Origin of the sequence: Pontibacter sp. E15-1, from assembly GCF_022601975.1 — a bacterium.
Classification (GTDB): domain Bacteria; phylum Bacteroidota; class Bacteroidia; order Cytophagales; family Hymenobacteraceae; genus Pontibacter.
The window spans coordinates 49,019-65,199 of sequence record NZ_JAKVIR010000034.1 but is presented as its reverse complement, the minus strand read 5'-3'; the positions used below and the strand labels follow the sequence as shown (position 1 = coordinate 65,199).

The following is a 16,181-nucleotide window of genomic DNA, read 5'->3' as shown; positions in this document are numbered from 1 at the left end:
CCATTTTGCCTCTTGCTTTTCAGTAAAAGGATTTTAAAACACTTTTAGTTCTTTAAATTAAATTGGTAGAGCACTAGGTTTGAAAGTGTTTGGTTTCAGTTTGATTTAGTTTGCTACAGAGCCAGGGCAACGTAAGTTCTCAGGCAAAGGCAACATCGAGCAACAAGATCTGTAGCGTTAAAATGGCCGTATTTCGATACGGAACCCAAGGTTGTGCCTGGTTTGTAAACTAGGCACAACCGCGCACTTCGTTCCGAAATATCCTTTATGCGAGACTAATCTACTATAGGCCTAATAGTTTTAACCATTCGATTGACATCCCTGCTAAAAGAGGGCTCAGTACCGCAGCCAAAGGTTTTAGTTGTTCCAAGGGGGAAGGGGCAACTATACCTTTCTCCTTTAGAGTTATCTCTAACTCATGAGGTGGGGTTCCCTTAGGAATGAGCTCAAGAGCCTTTTCCTGTTCCATAACTTCCCTGGAAAAGTTCTTAATTCAAATGATTTTGGAGGTTTCAAAATAATGCGCATTGAAAACGACCTCAATCAATCAAAAAACCTGAATAAGAGCTTGTCTTTTCAGTGAAAACGAGAGTTGATGACGATAATCTTCGTTTCTGAAAAAGTTATGGAACAGGATAAGGCTCAAGAGCTCGTTCCTTTAATATCATGGCCGCAGGTACGTAAATGATAGCCAATAAGCTAGAGTAATAAATTCCTTCGGAGAACACCAAAGCCGCTATTATCTTACTGATCTCGGGCCTGTCAGGTATATGTATGAAAGCAATTGACCACTGCATTAGGGAATTGTACTCGATTATGTCAGCCGCCAACAGTCCCATGGCAGCATAAAGGACCAATCGCAAGAGCCGCAGATTGCGGGCGAGGTGCTTTACCTTCTCTCTGTCAGAGGTTATGGAAGGAGAAAAAGGCAAAATAAGTACTGTTGTAGCCAACACACAAGATAACACTATAATGTCACCGGGCGTTTCCAAAAACATTGTCCATAGTTTAGCCGTGCCAAAAGGAGCAGTTTGGGAACATTCAATCAAAATGAAAATAGGATTCTCATATGCCCAATCGTCTGAACCCTGTGTCAGCCAAATAACCAGAGCGAGGGTGCCTATAGAGGTTAAGGCAACTGCCTATAGAGGTTAAGGCAACTGTAAGATTAAACTTGTTTCCCCGCAAATCATTTATAAAATGCCAACTTTTAGAAAATACATAAAGGCAGGTCCCTGCGGCAACGGACCAGGCGAGGACATAAAGTCCAAAGCTCCCCATCCAGATAACCCTTTGAGCGTACTCTGTGCTATTGTCAACAGCCGTGGTAGCAACCCTGATAGTTACATTTTCATGTATGATAAAGTAGCTGTCGAGATAATAGCTGGTGATTACAATTAGTAGAGACGCTAATATGGGGCTTACCCACCAAATACGCTCCAAGAAAATAGGTTCGCGCTGCATATTATCTATTTATTGCCTCATCCTGAAAAAAGTTGACAGTGCGGAATGTGATTGGCTTCTTTGATGAGTAGACAGGGAAGCCTAGTCTTGAATTTGGATCGTGCAAGGAGAAGAAGATGGCGAAGGTGGCAATTGAGAGAACTGCAACAGGAGGAAGCCAAATGCTAACAGTCCAAGCGCCCATAGCCAGTGCTGGAGAGTAACCATGAACACGAGGCGGATTCCCTTGAATATACCATAAAGGGAGTATTCATAAACATCGTAATGTGTTGGCACTTTTATGCCTTGCTTGACATTAAGCTTTTGTGGAACCCGTATTGTTATGGACGGCAATGCAGAAAGTACCCAAGCACTGCAAAACAGCCCCGCGCCAATCAACAATATAACCACAGTCGTTGTCAGGGACATTAAATTGTCTTTTCCCGCAACTGGAACTTTGTCTATGATAAAACCAACGGCTCCCAACACGGCTGTTTGGATTCCCGACATCCACTTAGCCCAGTCCCCAAGGCGCTCCAGTGCTTTGTTTGCTCCGTCATAATCTGCGTACCTAACTTTCGTTTCCTCTCTTTTGCTTCGGCTGAAAACATAAATGATGATTGCCAACGCTACAATGACAGCAATAGTGGCTATAGCCGTTACAAATTCTGTCCTCATTCGTTTTGCGGTTAAAGTTGAAGGGTATTACAATAGGTCTGTTGGTTGTTCATTTACCTCCTTGGAAGGACAGATCATAGCCTCGGCAACAACGTTATCCATCCGACTAATGACACGCTATAAAAAGTGTTGACCGAGTCACAGAATACACCGATACCCTACAAAGCAGCATCAGTATGAGATTATACGTGTTAAATTATTATAAGACAAAATAATATTTAAATCGTATTATAACATGACTGCATTCTAAGAAGCTTGATTATACTTAGAAAACTATGAGCAAACAGACTTTTCATCTTGGCCTTTGCCTGGCGGGCTCCGTATCCGCGGGGGCCTATACTGCCGGTGTCATGGATTATCTCCTGGAGGCACTGGAGAACTGGGAGAAGGCACGAGGCACAGATCCCAGTGTTCCTGATCATAACGTGGAGATTGACCTTTTCGGGGGGGCGTCTGGAGGAGGCATCACTGCCGCCATGGCCTACTTCGCCTTCCGGGACAAAATAGAGCACCCGGTGCTGGAAGATGACGGGCGGACATTGCAGGTGAGTCCTGAGAAAAACATCCTCTGGAAACTGTGGGTGGAGCTTACGGGGGGCGATGTATTCGACCAGATGCTCGACACCGAAGACATAGACAATTATTTTATTCCCTCTGCCATGAACGCTCGCTTCATAGACAAGGTTGGCCAGAAGTTCGAGGATTATGTGAGGGAGGTAAGCGCCTCAGGTAGAATCGGAAAACCGGCCTTTGTCAGTGAGGACGCGGAGCTGTTCATGACGCTCTTCAACGTGACGGGCATGAAATACCAACTGAACAGCAAAGCACTCGGCGCCGCTGAGCAGTACATCTCTGAGCACAGGGACCTGGCCCACTTCAGGTGGAGCGACCGCTATGAGAAGGACGGCCGCATGGAGATCTCAGCCGGGAACTTAGACAACCTGAAACCGTTGATAGAGGCATCCAAAGCCACCGGCGCGTTCCCCATCGGCCTGAGAGCAAGGCCCCTGTCCCGAAAGGCAAAGTACATCTGGGACAACCCCTTCTTCAGGAAGAACGGCAAGTTCGGGAAGGGCACCATCGGCCTTGGTAAGACGATCACAGAGGAGGAGGATCTGTACAAAAGCCTGATCGCAGACGGGGGCACCTCCAACAATGAGCCTGTCGAGCTGATGCGCGACCTGCTGCTGCAGGTACGGCTGCGGGAGGAGGACAGAACGGAGGAGCTGGCATCCGTCAACGCTATGAACGACACAGAGAGAATGGAGGCCAAAAGCATTGGGCTTGAGAACTCTTCCGTTATCCTCATTGACCCCTTCCCCTCTTACGACTTTGACATAGAGGAGCCCGCCCCGCGCTCTGAGCACGTGTTCAGCTATGCCACCGACCTTGCTTTCGCCATGGCCTCGCAGCTGCGCTTTGACGCAAAGGAGGCCATAGAGGCTTACGACAAGGACAGCTACGGGCTCCATGTGATTGCCCCCTCCCGGGATGACGTGGACAGGCCGGAGTATGCCATAGCCTGCGGAGCCCTCGCCGGGTTCGGCGGCTTTCTGAGCAAGGAGTACAGGATACACGACTACTTCCTGGGACGGCACAACTGCCAGAGCTTTCTGAGAAAGTACTTTGTGGTGGACCCCGAGGAGAGAAAAGTCAATGAGGACGGAAGCCCTAACGAGCAGTATGCCTGCGTAAGTGCCGTAATCGACGGGTACAGAGACCGGGCCGCCCTCGAACGCTTCTGCTTTGAAGATGAAAAGGGAAGAAAGTGGGTTCCCATCATTCCCGATGTGACGCTGCAAAAGCCTATCGTAGTAAGAGAGAGGAAGATCAGGGAGGGAGTCAAGCAAATAACCTACGAAGAGACCGGTAAGCTGCCGCTTTACAAGATGGACCTGCCTCAGGAGGACTTTCTGGACAGGTACTATGACCTTATCATAAAGCGAATCAACAAGCTCATGAACAACACCCATGACTCCAACTGGTTTGTCGATATGATAGTAGAGTTTGTCGCAGCCAGGCTTGATGACAGGGCGGCGGATGAAGTAATGGAAATAATCCGGAAGGATTTAAACAGACGAAAATTAGTGCGGAGTTAAGCTTTTATATCTCAAATATTCTCAAGAGCCCACGATGTAACGAGTTCCTTGAGTAACTCGGCTTTATAGGCACCTGTGTCTCTAGGACAACAAACCAACTATCTTTTTTATAAGACTTCCTCAAGATGCAGCAAACAACATTGGGAATGGAGCCGAAGCCGCGATCAAAGAGTTAAGCCTGCTCAAGGCTAATATTTTTTCATTAATAAAGCAGGTATGATTAGTGTATTAAACAGAATATCGACTTGGAGGTACATTCTGCCACTGTTCGCTTCGTTTTGTTTCGTCACGTTTCGCATTTTCCCTACTTACAGTTCAAGGTTACAAGATATTGCAGGTCAGGAAATACAGCTCTTAGATATTAGATTCTCTTACGCTACAAGTGAAGTTCTGTATGACTTTGAAAAGTTAGGGACAGAAGGAAGAGATTTATATAAAGTCATTGCTGGCCGAATCGATATGATATACCCTATAATTTATGGATTGCTTTTCATTTCGGTGCTAGCATACCTGCTTAAGAGAGTAACCAACACAAATTCGAAGCTGCTATTTATAGCAACACTACCAGCTTTAGGAGTAACGTTCGATTATCTGGAGAACTTAAATACGCTAAGCCTGCTGAACGACTTCCCAAACCTTACAGACCAGGGAGTTGCTTGGGGAGAACAAATGACAAGAATGAAGTTGGGCTCTCTGTTCTTTTCATTTGTAGTCGCTTTTTCCCTTGCTTCTTTTTTGCTGATAAAAAGTTTAATGAATTGTAAGGAAAATAAAATAGTACATAGGTTGATGTAATCGCTTAGCCCCTTCTACTTCGCCTGCTGAACACAACGCTTGTTATATGAAGACCCTCCACCCACGCTACAATCTGACTGCTGCTCCTAAATGCACCTGTACCTTGCTATGAGATCCTACAGATTGGACATAAGCCAATTATTGGCTAACTTTGGTTGATGTCTAAACGTGTTGCCGTCCTGTTGCTCACCTTTTTTGCCTATACACTGGTATTGGTGCACGGCATCATGCCGCACGAGCATCTCCACCAAGCAGATATAAAGGCACGGCACCATGCCCACGATAGCCACCGGCATTCCCACGATCATGATGAACCGGAGCAGAAGGAGAGCCCTTTCAGCCACTACTTCCACTCGGTCGTACAGGGAGAGCCGCATGTGTCAACCCGACAAAACAACTTAATTTCGGCTCCTCTCTCGGACGCCAGAAGCGAGGAGTTTCTGTTTATACCTAAGGCACCGGTCGCCGGCATAGTGCGGAAAAGTGCCTTGCACATCATAGGCTTTTCGCCTCCACCACACCAAGCCCACCTCCCGCAGCGCGGCCCTCCGGCTGCCTAGCCCATCCAGTTATCGCTCTTGCCAGCTCAGCCGAGGCCTACTTGGCTATGGTCTTTGCGTGCATTTTATGCGTGCGCTTATACTTTGCCGTGAATGGCAAAGAGCACCCCTTCTTTTAAGAAACCCCTGTTTTTCCACACCATTAACTTTTAAGCAAAATGAAAAAGGTTATTTTCTCCATTGCAGCGATGGCGCTGTTTACTTTTGGCTGCTCTTCTAACACGTCAAGCGAAGAAGGGCATGAGCACGGGCCAGACTCCCACCAGCACGAGGCCACATCAGAAGAGGAGCACGGTCATCCGCATGAAAGCGACGGTAGCCACCCGCATGAGCAGGAAGAGTTCACTGTGGAAGGCGACACTACCGTGACCGAAGCCGCCACGGAAACCCACTCGCACGACGGACAGGGCGACCACCAGCACTAGTCTGCTGAACCATTGATGCGCTACCCGGGGAGTGCGGCAAACAGCCGCATGCTTCCCGGGCAAGCCGCTATGGACCAAATGTACACTTGAGTTACAGCCATATCAGAATCACATGTTAAAATCATATGTAAGCCTTATGGCTTTTTGCCTGGTGCTCTTCGCCTCAGGCTGCGGCCAGGATCAGGAGCACGCCCACGACGGGGCCGAAACCGAAGCGGAGCACGGCCATCCCCACGGAGACGAGCTGGAGCCTGTCTCCTATACCATCTATACCGACAAAACCGAGCTGTTCGTGGAGTTCAAGCCGCTGATAGTAGGCGAGACTTCCTCCTTTGCGGCACACGTCACGCGCTTGGGAGAAAACTTCACACCCCTTACAGAGGGACAGCTAACGGTCAGCCTTGTAAAGGGTGACAAAGGCATTCGCCAGACGGTGCAGGAGCCTCGCTCGCCGGGCATCTTTGGCCCTGCGCTCCAGCCCAGGGAAGCCGGCAGCGGGTACAAACTTATCTTTGACGTCAGGTCCGGCGACCTCACTGACAGGATCGTCATCGACAGCCTGCAGGTTTACCCGAACGCGGAAGCGGCGCTGGCCGACACCAAAGAGACCGCTGCACCGATGGGTGAGGAGGTGCCTTTCCTGAAGGAGCAGGCCTGGAAGGTGGAGTTTGCCACAAAGCAGGTAACGCCACAGCCTTTTAACAACATCATCAGAACTTCCGGGCAGATCATGCCGGCCCCGGGAGACGAGCAAACGATCACGGCCAGCGCGAGCGGTGTTGTGTCGCTGGCTGGTAACGACGTCATTGTTGGATCGCCAGTGAAAGCGCGGGAAAGGCTTTTCACCATCTCCGGTGGGGGCGTGGCCGAGGGCAACATTGACACTCGTGTGAGGGAGGCACGCACCGATTTTCAGCGTGCACAGGCTGACTACGAGCGAGCCAAAGAACTGGTAAAAGACCAGATCATCTCCCAGCGGGAGTTTGAAAGCCGTAAAGCGATTTACGAGAATGCCGCGTCGGCTTACCGCACCATTGCCGGCAACTACGGCCCTAAGGGCTTGAGCGTGTCCGCACCGCAGGGCGGGTTCATCAAATCCGTGCTGGTCTCTGACGGAGAGTTTGTGGAGGCGGGGCAGCCGCTTGCCAGTATCACACAGAACGAGCGTCTGGTGCTTCGGGCGGAGGTGCCGCAAACGGAAGCATCCCAATTAGCCAATGTGAAGTCTGCCAGCTTTAAAGTGCCGGGCGGGGAAGTATATGATACCGAAAACCTGAACGGCAGGTTGCTGGCCTACGGCAAAAGCGCCGGTGCCGACTCCTACCTTATCCCTATCACCTTCGAGATAGCCAACCGTGGCGAACTGATACCCGGCTCCTTTGTGGAAGTATACCTGCGTTCTGCGTCGTTGCCCAATGCTTTAACTGTGCCTGTCAGCGCGATCATGGAAGACCAGGGCACGCACTATGTATACGTGCAGACGGCGGGGGAGACCTTTGAGAAGCGGGAAGTAAAACTGGGTGCCTCCGACGGTATAAACGTGCAGCTGCTCTCCGGCGTGAGGCCGGGAGAGCGTGTGGTCACGAAGGGGGCTTACCAGATCAAATTATCCTCGGCATCGGGTGAAGTGCCGGCCCACGGACACGAACATTAACCACGAGGGTGAGCGTTTTTACGAGTCCTGCCCATTCGTTTCAAAAGAGAAAAAATGTTAAATAATATCATAAAATTTTCGCTGCATAACCGGCTGCTGGTTATCGTAGCCTCCTCGCTGCTGCTTGTCTTCGGCGGTATCACGGCCTCCCGCATGGAGGTGGACGTGTTCCCTGACCTGACCGCCCCGACGGTGGTTGTGCTGACCGAGGCTCACGGCATGGCGCCGGAGGAAGCCGAGCGCCTGGTGACCTTTCCCATTGAAACAGCCGTGAACGGGGCCACCGACGTGCGCCGGGTGCGCTCTTCCTCCTCTGCCGGAATTTCCATCGTGTGGGTGGAGTTTGAGTGGGGCACCGATATTTACAAGGCCCGCCAGATTGTGACCGAGAAAGTGGCCACCGTGGCCGAGCGCCTGCCGCAGGGTGTGGGTACTCCCACGCTGGCCCCGCAGTCCTCTATCATGGGCGAAATCATGCTCATCAGCGTGACCGGCGACAGCACCAGTATGATGGAGCTGCGCACGCTTGCCGACTGGAGCATACGTCCGCGGCTATTGGCAACTGGCGGCGTGTCGCAGGTGGTGGTGATTGGGGGAGAGTACAAGCAGTACCAGGTGCTGGCTTCCCCGCAAAAGCTAAAGTACTACAATGTGTCGCTGCATGAGTTGCTGCAGGCCGCCGAGGAGGCCAACCAGAATGCCTCAGGCGGCTTTATGCAGGAGTACGGCAACGAGTACATCGTGCGCGGCATCGGGCGTACCAGCGATCTGGGGGAGCTCGCCAACACGGTGATCAAGGTGAACGGCAATGCGCCCGTTCGGATCGGGGATGTGGCCGACATTAAAGTGGGTGCTGCCGTGAAGATCGGTGACGGTTCGCTGAAAGGCGAGCCAGCCGTGATCATGACCGTGATGAAGCAGCCTAACACCAATACCCTGGAGCTGACCGAAGAGATAGACGCGGCCATGGCCGACCTGAGCCAGAACCTGCCGGAGGACGTGAAGATCAACACGAAAATTTTCCGGCAGGCAGACTTCATCAACGCCTCCATCAATAACATACAGAAGGTGCTGCTGGAAGGCGCTGTGTTTGTGGTGGTGGTCCTGATCCTGTTTTTGATGAACATCCGGGCCACTGTCATCTCTCTGCTCGCTATACCCATCTCGCTCATGGCGGCTATACTTACCTTAAAGTGGCTTGGCTTTTCCATCAATACCATGAGCCTGGGCGGTATGGCCATCGCCATCGGCGACCTGGTGGACGACGCCATCATCGACGTGGAGAATGTGTTTCGTAGGTTGAAGGAGAATGCGCGCAAGCCCGTGGAGGAGCAGCTGAACAAGCTGAAGGTTATCTACGATGCTTCGGTGGAGATACGCTCCTCTGTAATCAACGCCACCTTTATCATCATTGCCGCCTTTGTGCCGCTTTTCTTCCTGTCCGGTATGGAGGGAAGGCTGCTGGCACCGCTGGGCATCGCCTTTATCGTGTCGCTATTCGCTTCCCTGATCGTGGCCATTACCCTGACGCCAGTGCTATGCAGTTACATGCTTACCCGCGATAAAATGCTGCTGAAGCAGCACCGTGAAAGCTGGCTGGTGCACCGCCTGAACATTTTTTACGAACGCACGCTGCGTAGCGCCATGCGGCATAAGAAGGCGATTCTGGGTGCCGCTGCCCTGCTGTTGGTGGTGGCTTTGCTTGCCATGACAACGCTGGGGCGAAGCTTCCTGCCGGAGTTCAACGAGGGTTCCCTGGTGATCAGCACCGTCAGCAAGCCGGGCATCTCGCTGGAGGAAAGCAACAAGGTCGGCAGGCAGGTGGAGAAAGCGCTGCTAACCGTGCCGGAGATACAAATAACGACCCGCAGGACGGGCAGGGCCGAGCTGGACGAGCACGCGCAAGGGGTGAATGCCTCGGAGATCGACGCACCATTTGTGCTGGAGGATCGCAGCCGCGAGGAGTTCATGGCCGAGGTAAGGGAAAAGCTGGCGGGCATTACCGGTGCCAACATCACCATCGGGCAGCCCATCGGCCACCGCATCGACCACATGCTATCGGGCACCCGGGCCAACATCGCCATCAAGATATTTGGGCCCGAGCTATCGAAAATGTTCTCCATCTCCAAGCAGGTGGAGCAGCAGGCCAACGCTGTTGAGGGGCTAGTCGATGTTAGCGTGGAGCAGCAGATTGAGATTCCGCAGATACAGATCAGGGCCAGGCGCGACATGCTGGCTAAGTACGGCATCACCACCGGCGAGTTTGCTGAGTACGTGGACGTGGCCTTTGCAGGGGAGAAAGTGTCGGAAGTATACGAAGGGGCACGTAGCTTCGACCTGGTGGTGCGCTATGACGAAAGCAGCCGCGGGGAGTTCGAGAAGATGAAGAACGCCCTGATCGACACCCATGACGGGCAGAAGATCCCGCTGCACTATGTGGCGGACTTCGTCTCGACCAGCGGACCGAATACCATCAACCGGGAGAACGTGCAGCGCAAAACGGTCGTGTCGGCCAACGTGGTCGGTCGCGACCAGCGCAGTGCCGTGGAGGAGCTACGAGAGAAAATACAAGCGAATGTGGACCTGCCGGAAGGATACCGCATCGAGTACGGTGGCCAGTTTGAGGCGGAGGAGGAAGCGTCCAGCACACTGCTGTTCGCCTCGCTGCTTTCGTTACTGGCCATTTACCTGATACTTTTCCATGAGTTCAAGTCCCTTAAACTGTCGAGCATCATTTTACTAAACCTGCCGCTGGCCCTGATTGGTGGCGTGGGGAGCATCTTCTTCACTTCAGGCATCATCAGCATACCGGCCATCATCGGCTTTATCACGCTTTTTGGTATCGCTACGCGAAACGGTATACTGCTGGTGTCGCATTACCAGTTGCTGTTGCAGCAGGGGCACAGCTTGTATGAGAGCGTGATCCTGGGCTCCAGGGACAGGCTCAGCCCTATCCTGATGACGGCGCTCACGGCAGGACTGGCGCTTATTCCGCTGGCACTGGCCGGCGATCTTCCGGGCAACGAGATCCAGAGCCCGATGGCCCAGGTGATCCTGGGCGGTCTGCTCAGCTCGACCTTGCTGAACCTGTTCATTGTGCCGGCGGTGTTCCTGATGTCCAATCAAAATGAGAAAGACAATGTATAGATATATGATAACCATCCTTTGCCTTTGCCTGCTTGTGGCGGTGCAGGCAAAGGCACAGCAATCCGTTGCCGATGTGCTGCAGCAGGTGGCGGCCAACAACAAAACCCTGCAGGCGGCGGCGCAGTACCGTGAGGCCCGGAAGCTGGAGTATAAAACTGGCCTAAATCCGGAGGACCCTCTTGTAGAGTATGACTACTTTAACGGACAGCCCGCAGAAGCCGGAAACCAGAAGGAGTTTGCCGTGACGCAGCGCATCGACTTCCCGACGGCCTACGGCAGGAAAAGGCGCGTGGCCAACCTGCAGGAGGCTCAGGCGGATTACCAGTATGCCCAGCAGCGGCAGGACATTTTGCTGGAGGCCCAGCAGGCCGCACTCCAACTGATCTACCTGAACAAGCAGGCAAGGGAGTTGGAGAAGCGCTATGAGGATGTGGAGGCGCTGTACCGCAGGTTCCAGAAAAGCACGCGTGCCGGAGAGGGCAACGTGCTGGACGAGAACAAGGCGCGCGTCCGGCTGCTGGACATCCGCACCACGTTACAGGCAAACAAGGCCAGGCGCAGAGTGCTGCAGGAAAAGCTCACGGAGCTAAACGGCGGCAATCCCGTTGCGCTATCCGACACAGCCTTTACCGCCATGCCGGCAGTTCCTGCTTTTGAGGTGCTGGATAGCTTGATCGAAGTATCAGACCCCCGCTTGAAAACGCTGGAGCAGCAAGCAAGGGTGCAGGAGGAGAAAGTGAAAGTGGCCAAGGCACTGGCCCTTCCTAAACTGGAGGGCGGCTACCGCTATCAGAGTATACTTGGGCAGACGTTCCAGGGAGTACACGCCGGCATTTCCATTCCGTTGTGGGAGAGACGCAACACCGTCAGCACACAGCAGGCATATAGCCAATACGCGCAGGCGCAGCTGGAGGCTGAACGGGTTGCGCACCGGCAGGAGGTAAGGCAGGCTTATGAGGAGTACCGGGTGCTGCAGGAGTCGCTGCGCGATTACCAGGAACTGATGGCCAGGCCTGAAAACCTGCGTCTGCTGGAGAAGGCCTTGCGTTTTGGCGAGATCTCGGCCGCCGAGTACTTCATGGAGCTCAGCTTTTACTATGATACGTATGACAAATACCTGGAACTGGAGGCTGAGGCGCAGCAGAAGGCAGCCGAGCTGCTGCGCTATACGCTGTAGCCCTTGAGGATAAAGTATTAGTAACCGGTTTTTACTTTAGGAGGTATAATGATAAAAGAAGGCAAGGGTAATTCCTTGTCTTCTTTGTTTTAGAACAATTTGAACAGTAATGTGTAAGGCAACAGCAGTATGCTTTATCAGTAGTATCTAATGCTTCATCACGTCACGTTTGCCATGCCTGCCCAGCTCATCGAGCGCCGCCCGAAACCCCTGGGCCAGCTGCGGGGCAGGTCCTTGCCCGTAATAGTGCAGAAAGACCATGCGCGGGTCATCGCCCAGCATGTGGTTGTGCACCGCCACCACCTCCAGGTTGTTCTGTCGCAGCGCTTTGATGACGGAATTCACCTCCTGCTCCAGCATCGCGATGTCTCCGGCTATGTGCGCCTTATCCTGTGTCCCTGCGAAAGAGCCCCACGAGTTCAGGCCCATGGCGGTAGTCAACTCAGCACCCATGGCCTTCACGTTTAGATCGTCCCGGCCCACGGTGTACTTGTAGGTTGGGCCGTTTACCGCGCCCTGGTGCTTGAGGATGGCATCCAGTTTGGGTATATCGAACAGCTCTTTCCCTGTTTTCTGCGAGGCACCGTTTGCCTTGGGTTGGTTGGCGGGAAATAGCTTTGTGTCTTTGATGGCCGCGGCGTATCGCTGCGCCAGTTCAGCGGGCTCTCCCATGCCGTGCACGTGCATGTAGAAGATGCGGGGTTCCTCATAAAAGAAGTGGTTATGGATGGCGCTCACCTCCAGTCCGTTGGCATGGACAGCCGAGATCAAGGGGTTGACCTCTTCCTGCAGCAGCACCGTGTCGCTCATAAGCACAGCCGACTTGCCGTCGGTGGTTTTCTTGATGGCTACCCAGCCGCCAAAGCCGAACGGTATAGGCACAGGCTCTCCCTTTACCGTTACCTTCAGGTCGTTGCGGGGAAGGGAGGTGTTGTGCACTTCCTGCTCCTGTATGTAGCTTCCCTTTTTGCCTAAGGCGGCCTCAATGGAAGCTATCTCCTGGGCGCTCAAAGGAGGCGTTTGGCCTTGTGGTCTGGGGGAGGCAAATAGCTGCCTGTAGTCCAGGAGACTGGCGGTGCCTACCAGGGCAGTAGCATAAAGTGCCTGCCTGCGGTTAAGTTTTGCTATGTTCATACCTAATGCGTTTTATGGCTGTACATGAAACGTGTGTTGAGAGAAATACGGATTAGTGCGATTGTTGTCCATGTTCGAAGGCCACTTCGTTTTAGCCAATCATGTACCGGGACAATCCGATCAACCCGGCGCCCAATATCACGAACACCACCGTAAACTTTGATTTGATGCGGTAGAGCACCAGCATGGACAAGGCAAACACCGACAGGGTGAACCAGTCCGTGATGGTTGCTCTGAAGAGCTGCACCGCGGTCATGGCGATCAGCCCTATCACGCCGGCCGTCACGCCGTCCAGGAAGCTGTGCAGGGACTTGTTATCGATCACTTTTTCCATCAGGCTGTGGCCAGCGAGCGTAAAGGAGAAGGCTGGCAGGAAGATGGCAAAGGTCATGATAAGGGTGCCGGGCCATCCGGCCCCGAAGTATCCCACAAACGTGGAGAAGATGATAAGCGGAGCGGGAAGTATACCGGAAAGTGCAATTCCGTCCAGGAACTGCCTGTTGGTGAGCCAGCCGTTGTTGATGACCGCATCCTGCTGGATGAAGGGGATGACTGTATAGGCACCGCCGAACGTTAGCAGCCCGGCTTTCAGCCCTGACCAGAAAACTGCAAGTGGCGACTGGTTGCCAGCGTTTGCGGGTGAATAGGCTTCCGGGGCTACAGCGGTATTTTGGAGCTGCAGCACCTCCGGGTTGAACAGTAGCACACAGGCCGCGGCGAGGGCAGCCGCGCAAAGGGCTAAGTAGGCTGTTTTCCCCTTTATCCAGAACACGTAAGCCAGCCCGGCAAGGGGCAGGACAACAAAAAAGCCGACTCCGCAGAAGTAGGCAACAAAGGCAGCTGCTGCAATTGCAAACAGTCTTTTGTTTACCAGTGCGTGTTTCCCGATCCGGTGGACAGCCGCGAAGATAAGCGCAATAACAGCGGCCTGGAACCCGATGAAAATAGCTTTGAGCGCCGGAGTGTCCATCCCTATGGTGGTGTAAAGCCACGTGAGCAGCAGCATCAGGATAAAGCCGGGAAGCATGAACCCGAGGCCCGCCAGGAAGCCGCCCAGCCTTCCGCCCGCGACCATGCCGAAATACACACACAACTCATGCGCCTCGGGGCCAGGTAGCACCTGGTAAACGGCCAGCACCCGGTTGAACCGCTCTTTGGACACCCACGCTTCCTCTTCCACCAGCTCCCGCCTAAGCATGGCGATCTGGGCCACCGGACCTCCCCAGGCAAGGAAGCCGAACCTCAGGAAACGGAGGAAGATTTGCGTCTTTGTTTGACGCAGGGCTGTAGTTCCTGATGATTCATGCATTTTCTTAGATTAAATTAATGGAGAGGCAAGGCGAGAGCTATGCCAATGCTAATACGGCACTGTTATGAATGTGATACAGTAGAAGTTGTATAACTTTTATAATATCGCATTGAACTTTATGTCACCCCTCATTTTTATAACCGTATATAATGTGTCTAATCCTGCTATAGCCTGTATCATAATTCCCCAATTTTACGGGACAGCCCATCAATAGGCAGGAGCTCGCGCTGGGTCACTATTGCGTTGCGAAACGTTGCTTTTTGTTGGCAACGTATCAGCTGAGCAATGGCGCACGACACGGAGTGAGGCATACAGATTAACACACATGCTTTCCGACAGCCTGAGGCGTTTCCGGGCTGTCTTGAGGTAGCCAGCATTCTGGCTGCCGGAACTTTGCGCGGCGGTTCGGGACACGGCCAGTGTCGGTCTGTCCCACGGTGGCGAAGCGTTGCTTTCTGTTGCCGGTATTTGTTGCTCCCATGCTCCTCTGTCGAATGCCAGAAACAGAGCCGTCCCGCTACAGCGGAGGCTGCCTTCAGGCGTTTCAGCAAATTGGGGAATGCCGAGACAGAATCTTGCAGAATCAAAGAAAGCAAGAAAGGCTGAGGATGCTATATATTTCCTTATATTGAGTAGGGCAAACTCTGAATCAGGCACCATGAAATTCAGCGCATTGCTGGAAATGAGGGTCTGTGTGTCTCGCGCATCATTAAATCAGCGGGATTCAGGCTTAACCCTTGCTGCTCCTCGGATTTCTGAACCACGCGGTCTCTATGACTGCTAAATGCAACATCATGGGAACAAAACTGCTTGTAGTAATCATACTGCTTTTCACATCGGCCCTGGGCCCCGCGCAGGAACCGGAATGGAAGAGGATCTTTAACGGGAAGAACCTAAAGGGCTGGGTGGAGCCGGAAAACAACATCTGGTGGCGTGCCGGCAAGGGCGTGCTCTCGGTAAAAAGCGGCCCCGCTAAAAAGGGCTCTATTCTTTGGACAGAGAAAGAATACCGCGATTTCACCCTGCAGGCAGACTTTAGAATGGGGGCGGGCACGGTAGATTCGGGCATCTTCTTGCGAAACGAAAAGGAGCAGATTCAGATCGGTATATCCGGATCGCTGAAGCGAGACATGACCGGCTCTCCGTACATCCCCGGGAAAGGCTATCCGGTAGAGGCGGAAGGCGTTGAGGGCCTGCTGAGAGGCGATGATTGGAACACCATGAGGATACAGGCCCAGGGCAAGGAGTATGTCGTGTGGCTCAACGGGCAAGAGGTGATGACCTACACTTCAGAACATGTCCCCGATAAAGGGCCGATCGGCCTGCAACTGCATCCCGGCAATGAGATGAGCATTGACTTCCGCAACATCATGGTGGCAGAGCTATAGTAAAGGCGCTCTCCCTGTCACCTGACCCAGGAAATCAAAACCATCCTCAAGAATGGCAAAGCATGAGCCGAGCCGGCAACGCCTACGACAATGCCTTCATGGAGTCCTGCTTCAGTAGGTTTAAAGCAGAGCTGCTGGAGGGAGGGGCCTTTGAAAACAGGCAGGATGCCCAGACGGAAATCTTCGAGTACATCGAGATGTACCACAACACCAGAAGAAGGCATTCCGCTTTAGGCTACCTGAGCCCGATGAACTATGAAAAGAACAGTTAACTTTACAACCACTAAGCAAGTTTACTGTCCGTCAGTTTCGACACACCTCAAGGGCCTATAATGTCAGATGAATAGTTGAAAACGGTGCTTGTGTCGGCTC

General features: G+C 52.8%; 13 protein-coding genes. 9 read left to right on the top strand and 4 right to left on the bottom strand.

The features are described from left to right. Positions 1-1,545 precede the first annotated feature (1,545 nt). On the bottom strand, positions 1,546-2,121 hold the full coding sequence (locus MKJ04_RS20150; RefSeq protein WP_241643603.1) for a hypothetical protein: 576 nt from the start codon (positions 2,119-2,121) through the stop codon (positions 1,546-1,548). A gap of 275 nt (positions 2,122-2,396) precedes the next feature. On the opposite strand from MKJ04_RS20150, the gene MKJ04_RS20145 reads away from it, so the two are divergent. The 7 genes from MKJ04_RS20145 to MKJ04_RS20115 all read left to right on the top strand — a co-directional run bounded on the left by MKJ04_RS20145 (position 2,397) and on the right by MKJ04_RS20115 (position 11,978). Further along, complete coding sequence (locus tag MKJ04_RS20145; RefSeq protein ID WP_241643601.1) at positions 2,397-4,220, top strand: patatin-like phospholipase family protein; 1,824 nt, start codon at positions 2,397-2,399, stop codon at positions 4,218-4,220. Between the two features lie 216 nt (positions 4,221-4,436). Beyond that, positions 4,437-5,015, top strand: coding sequence for a hypothetical protein (locus tag MKJ04_RS20140; protein ID WP_241643599.1), 579 nt, complete (start codon positions 4,437-4,439; stop codon positions 5,013-5,015). A gap of 158 nt (positions 5,016-5,173) precedes the next feature. After that, a complete protein-coding gene (locus MKJ04_RS20135; protein WP_241643597.1) occupies positions 5,174-5,575 on the top strand; it encodes a hypothetical protein in 402 nt (133 codons plus the stop codon). A 158-nt stretch (positions 5,576-5,733) separates the two neighbouring features. Beyond that, a complete protein-coding gene (locus MKJ04_RS20130; RefSeq protein WP_241643595.1) occupies positions 5,734-6,000 on the top strand; it encodes a hypothetical protein in 267 nt (88 codons plus the stop codon). 136 nt (positions 6,001-6,136) lie between these two features. Continuing rightward, a complete protein-coding gene (locus MKJ04_RS20125) occupies positions 6,137-7,654 on the top strand; it encodes an efflux RND transporter periplasmic adaptor subunit (RefSeq protein WP_241643593.1) in 1,518 nt (505 codons plus the stop codon). 54 nt (positions 7,655-7,708) lie between these two features. Next, a complete protein-coding gene (locus MKJ04_RS20120) occupies positions 7,709-10,801 on the top strand; it encodes an efflux RND transporter permease subunit (RefSeq protein ID WP_241643591.1) in 3,093 nt (1,030 codons plus the stop codon). 4 nt (positions 10,802-10,805) lie between these two features. Continuing rightward, positions 10,806-11,978 (top strand): TolC family protein, encoded by a 1,173-nt coding sequence (locus tag MKJ04_RS20115; protein WP_241643589.1) that lies wholly within the window; start codon positions 10,806-10,808, stop codon positions 11,976-11,978. Positions 11,979-12,125: 147 nt separating this feature from the next. On the opposite strand, the gene MKJ04_RS20110 is transcribed toward MKJ04_RS20115, so the two are convergent. The 3 genes from MKJ04_RS20110 to MKJ04_RS20100 form a co-directional block, all read right to left on the bottom strand. After that, positions 12,126-13,112, bottom strand: a complete 987-nt coding sequence (locus MKJ04_RS20110) for a DUF1259 domain-containing protein (RefSeq protein ID WP_241643587.1) — start codon at positions 13,110-13,112, stop codon at positions 12,126-12,128. Between the two features lie 91 nt (positions 13,113-13,203). Continuing rightward, complete coding sequence (gene chrA / locus MKJ04_RS20105) at positions 13,204-14,421, bottom strand: chromate efflux transporter (protein ID WP_241643586.1); 1,218 nt, start codon at positions 14,419-14,421, stop codon at positions 13,204-13,206. A 316-nt stretch (positions 14,422-14,737) separates the two neighbouring features. Next, positions 14,738-14,902 carry a hypothetical protein gene (locus MKJ04_RS20100; RefSeq protein ID WP_241643585.1) on the bottom strand — a complete coding sequence of 55 codons (165 nt, stop codon included), beginning with the start codon at positions 14,900-14,902 and terminating at the stop codon, positions 14,738-14,740. 313 nt (positions 14,903-15,215) lie between these two features. Between MKJ04_RS20100 and MKJ04_RS20095 the strand changes: the two genes are divergently transcribed. Continuing rightward, positions 15,216-15,809: a DUF1080 domain-containing protein gene (locus MKJ04_RS20095; protein WP_241643584.1), complete on the top strand. Its 594-nt coding sequence runs from the start codon at positions 15,216-15,218 to the stop codon at positions 15,807-15,809. Between the two features lie 62 nt (positions 15,810-15,871). Next, the gene (locus tag MKJ04_RS20090; protein ID WP_241643583.1) at positions 15,872-16,081 is read left to right on the top strand and encodes an IS3 family transposase; all 210 of its coding nucleotides are present in this window, start codon (positions 15,872-15,874) and stop codon (positions 16,079-16,081) included. Positions 16,082-16,181: the final 100 nt, after the last annotated feature.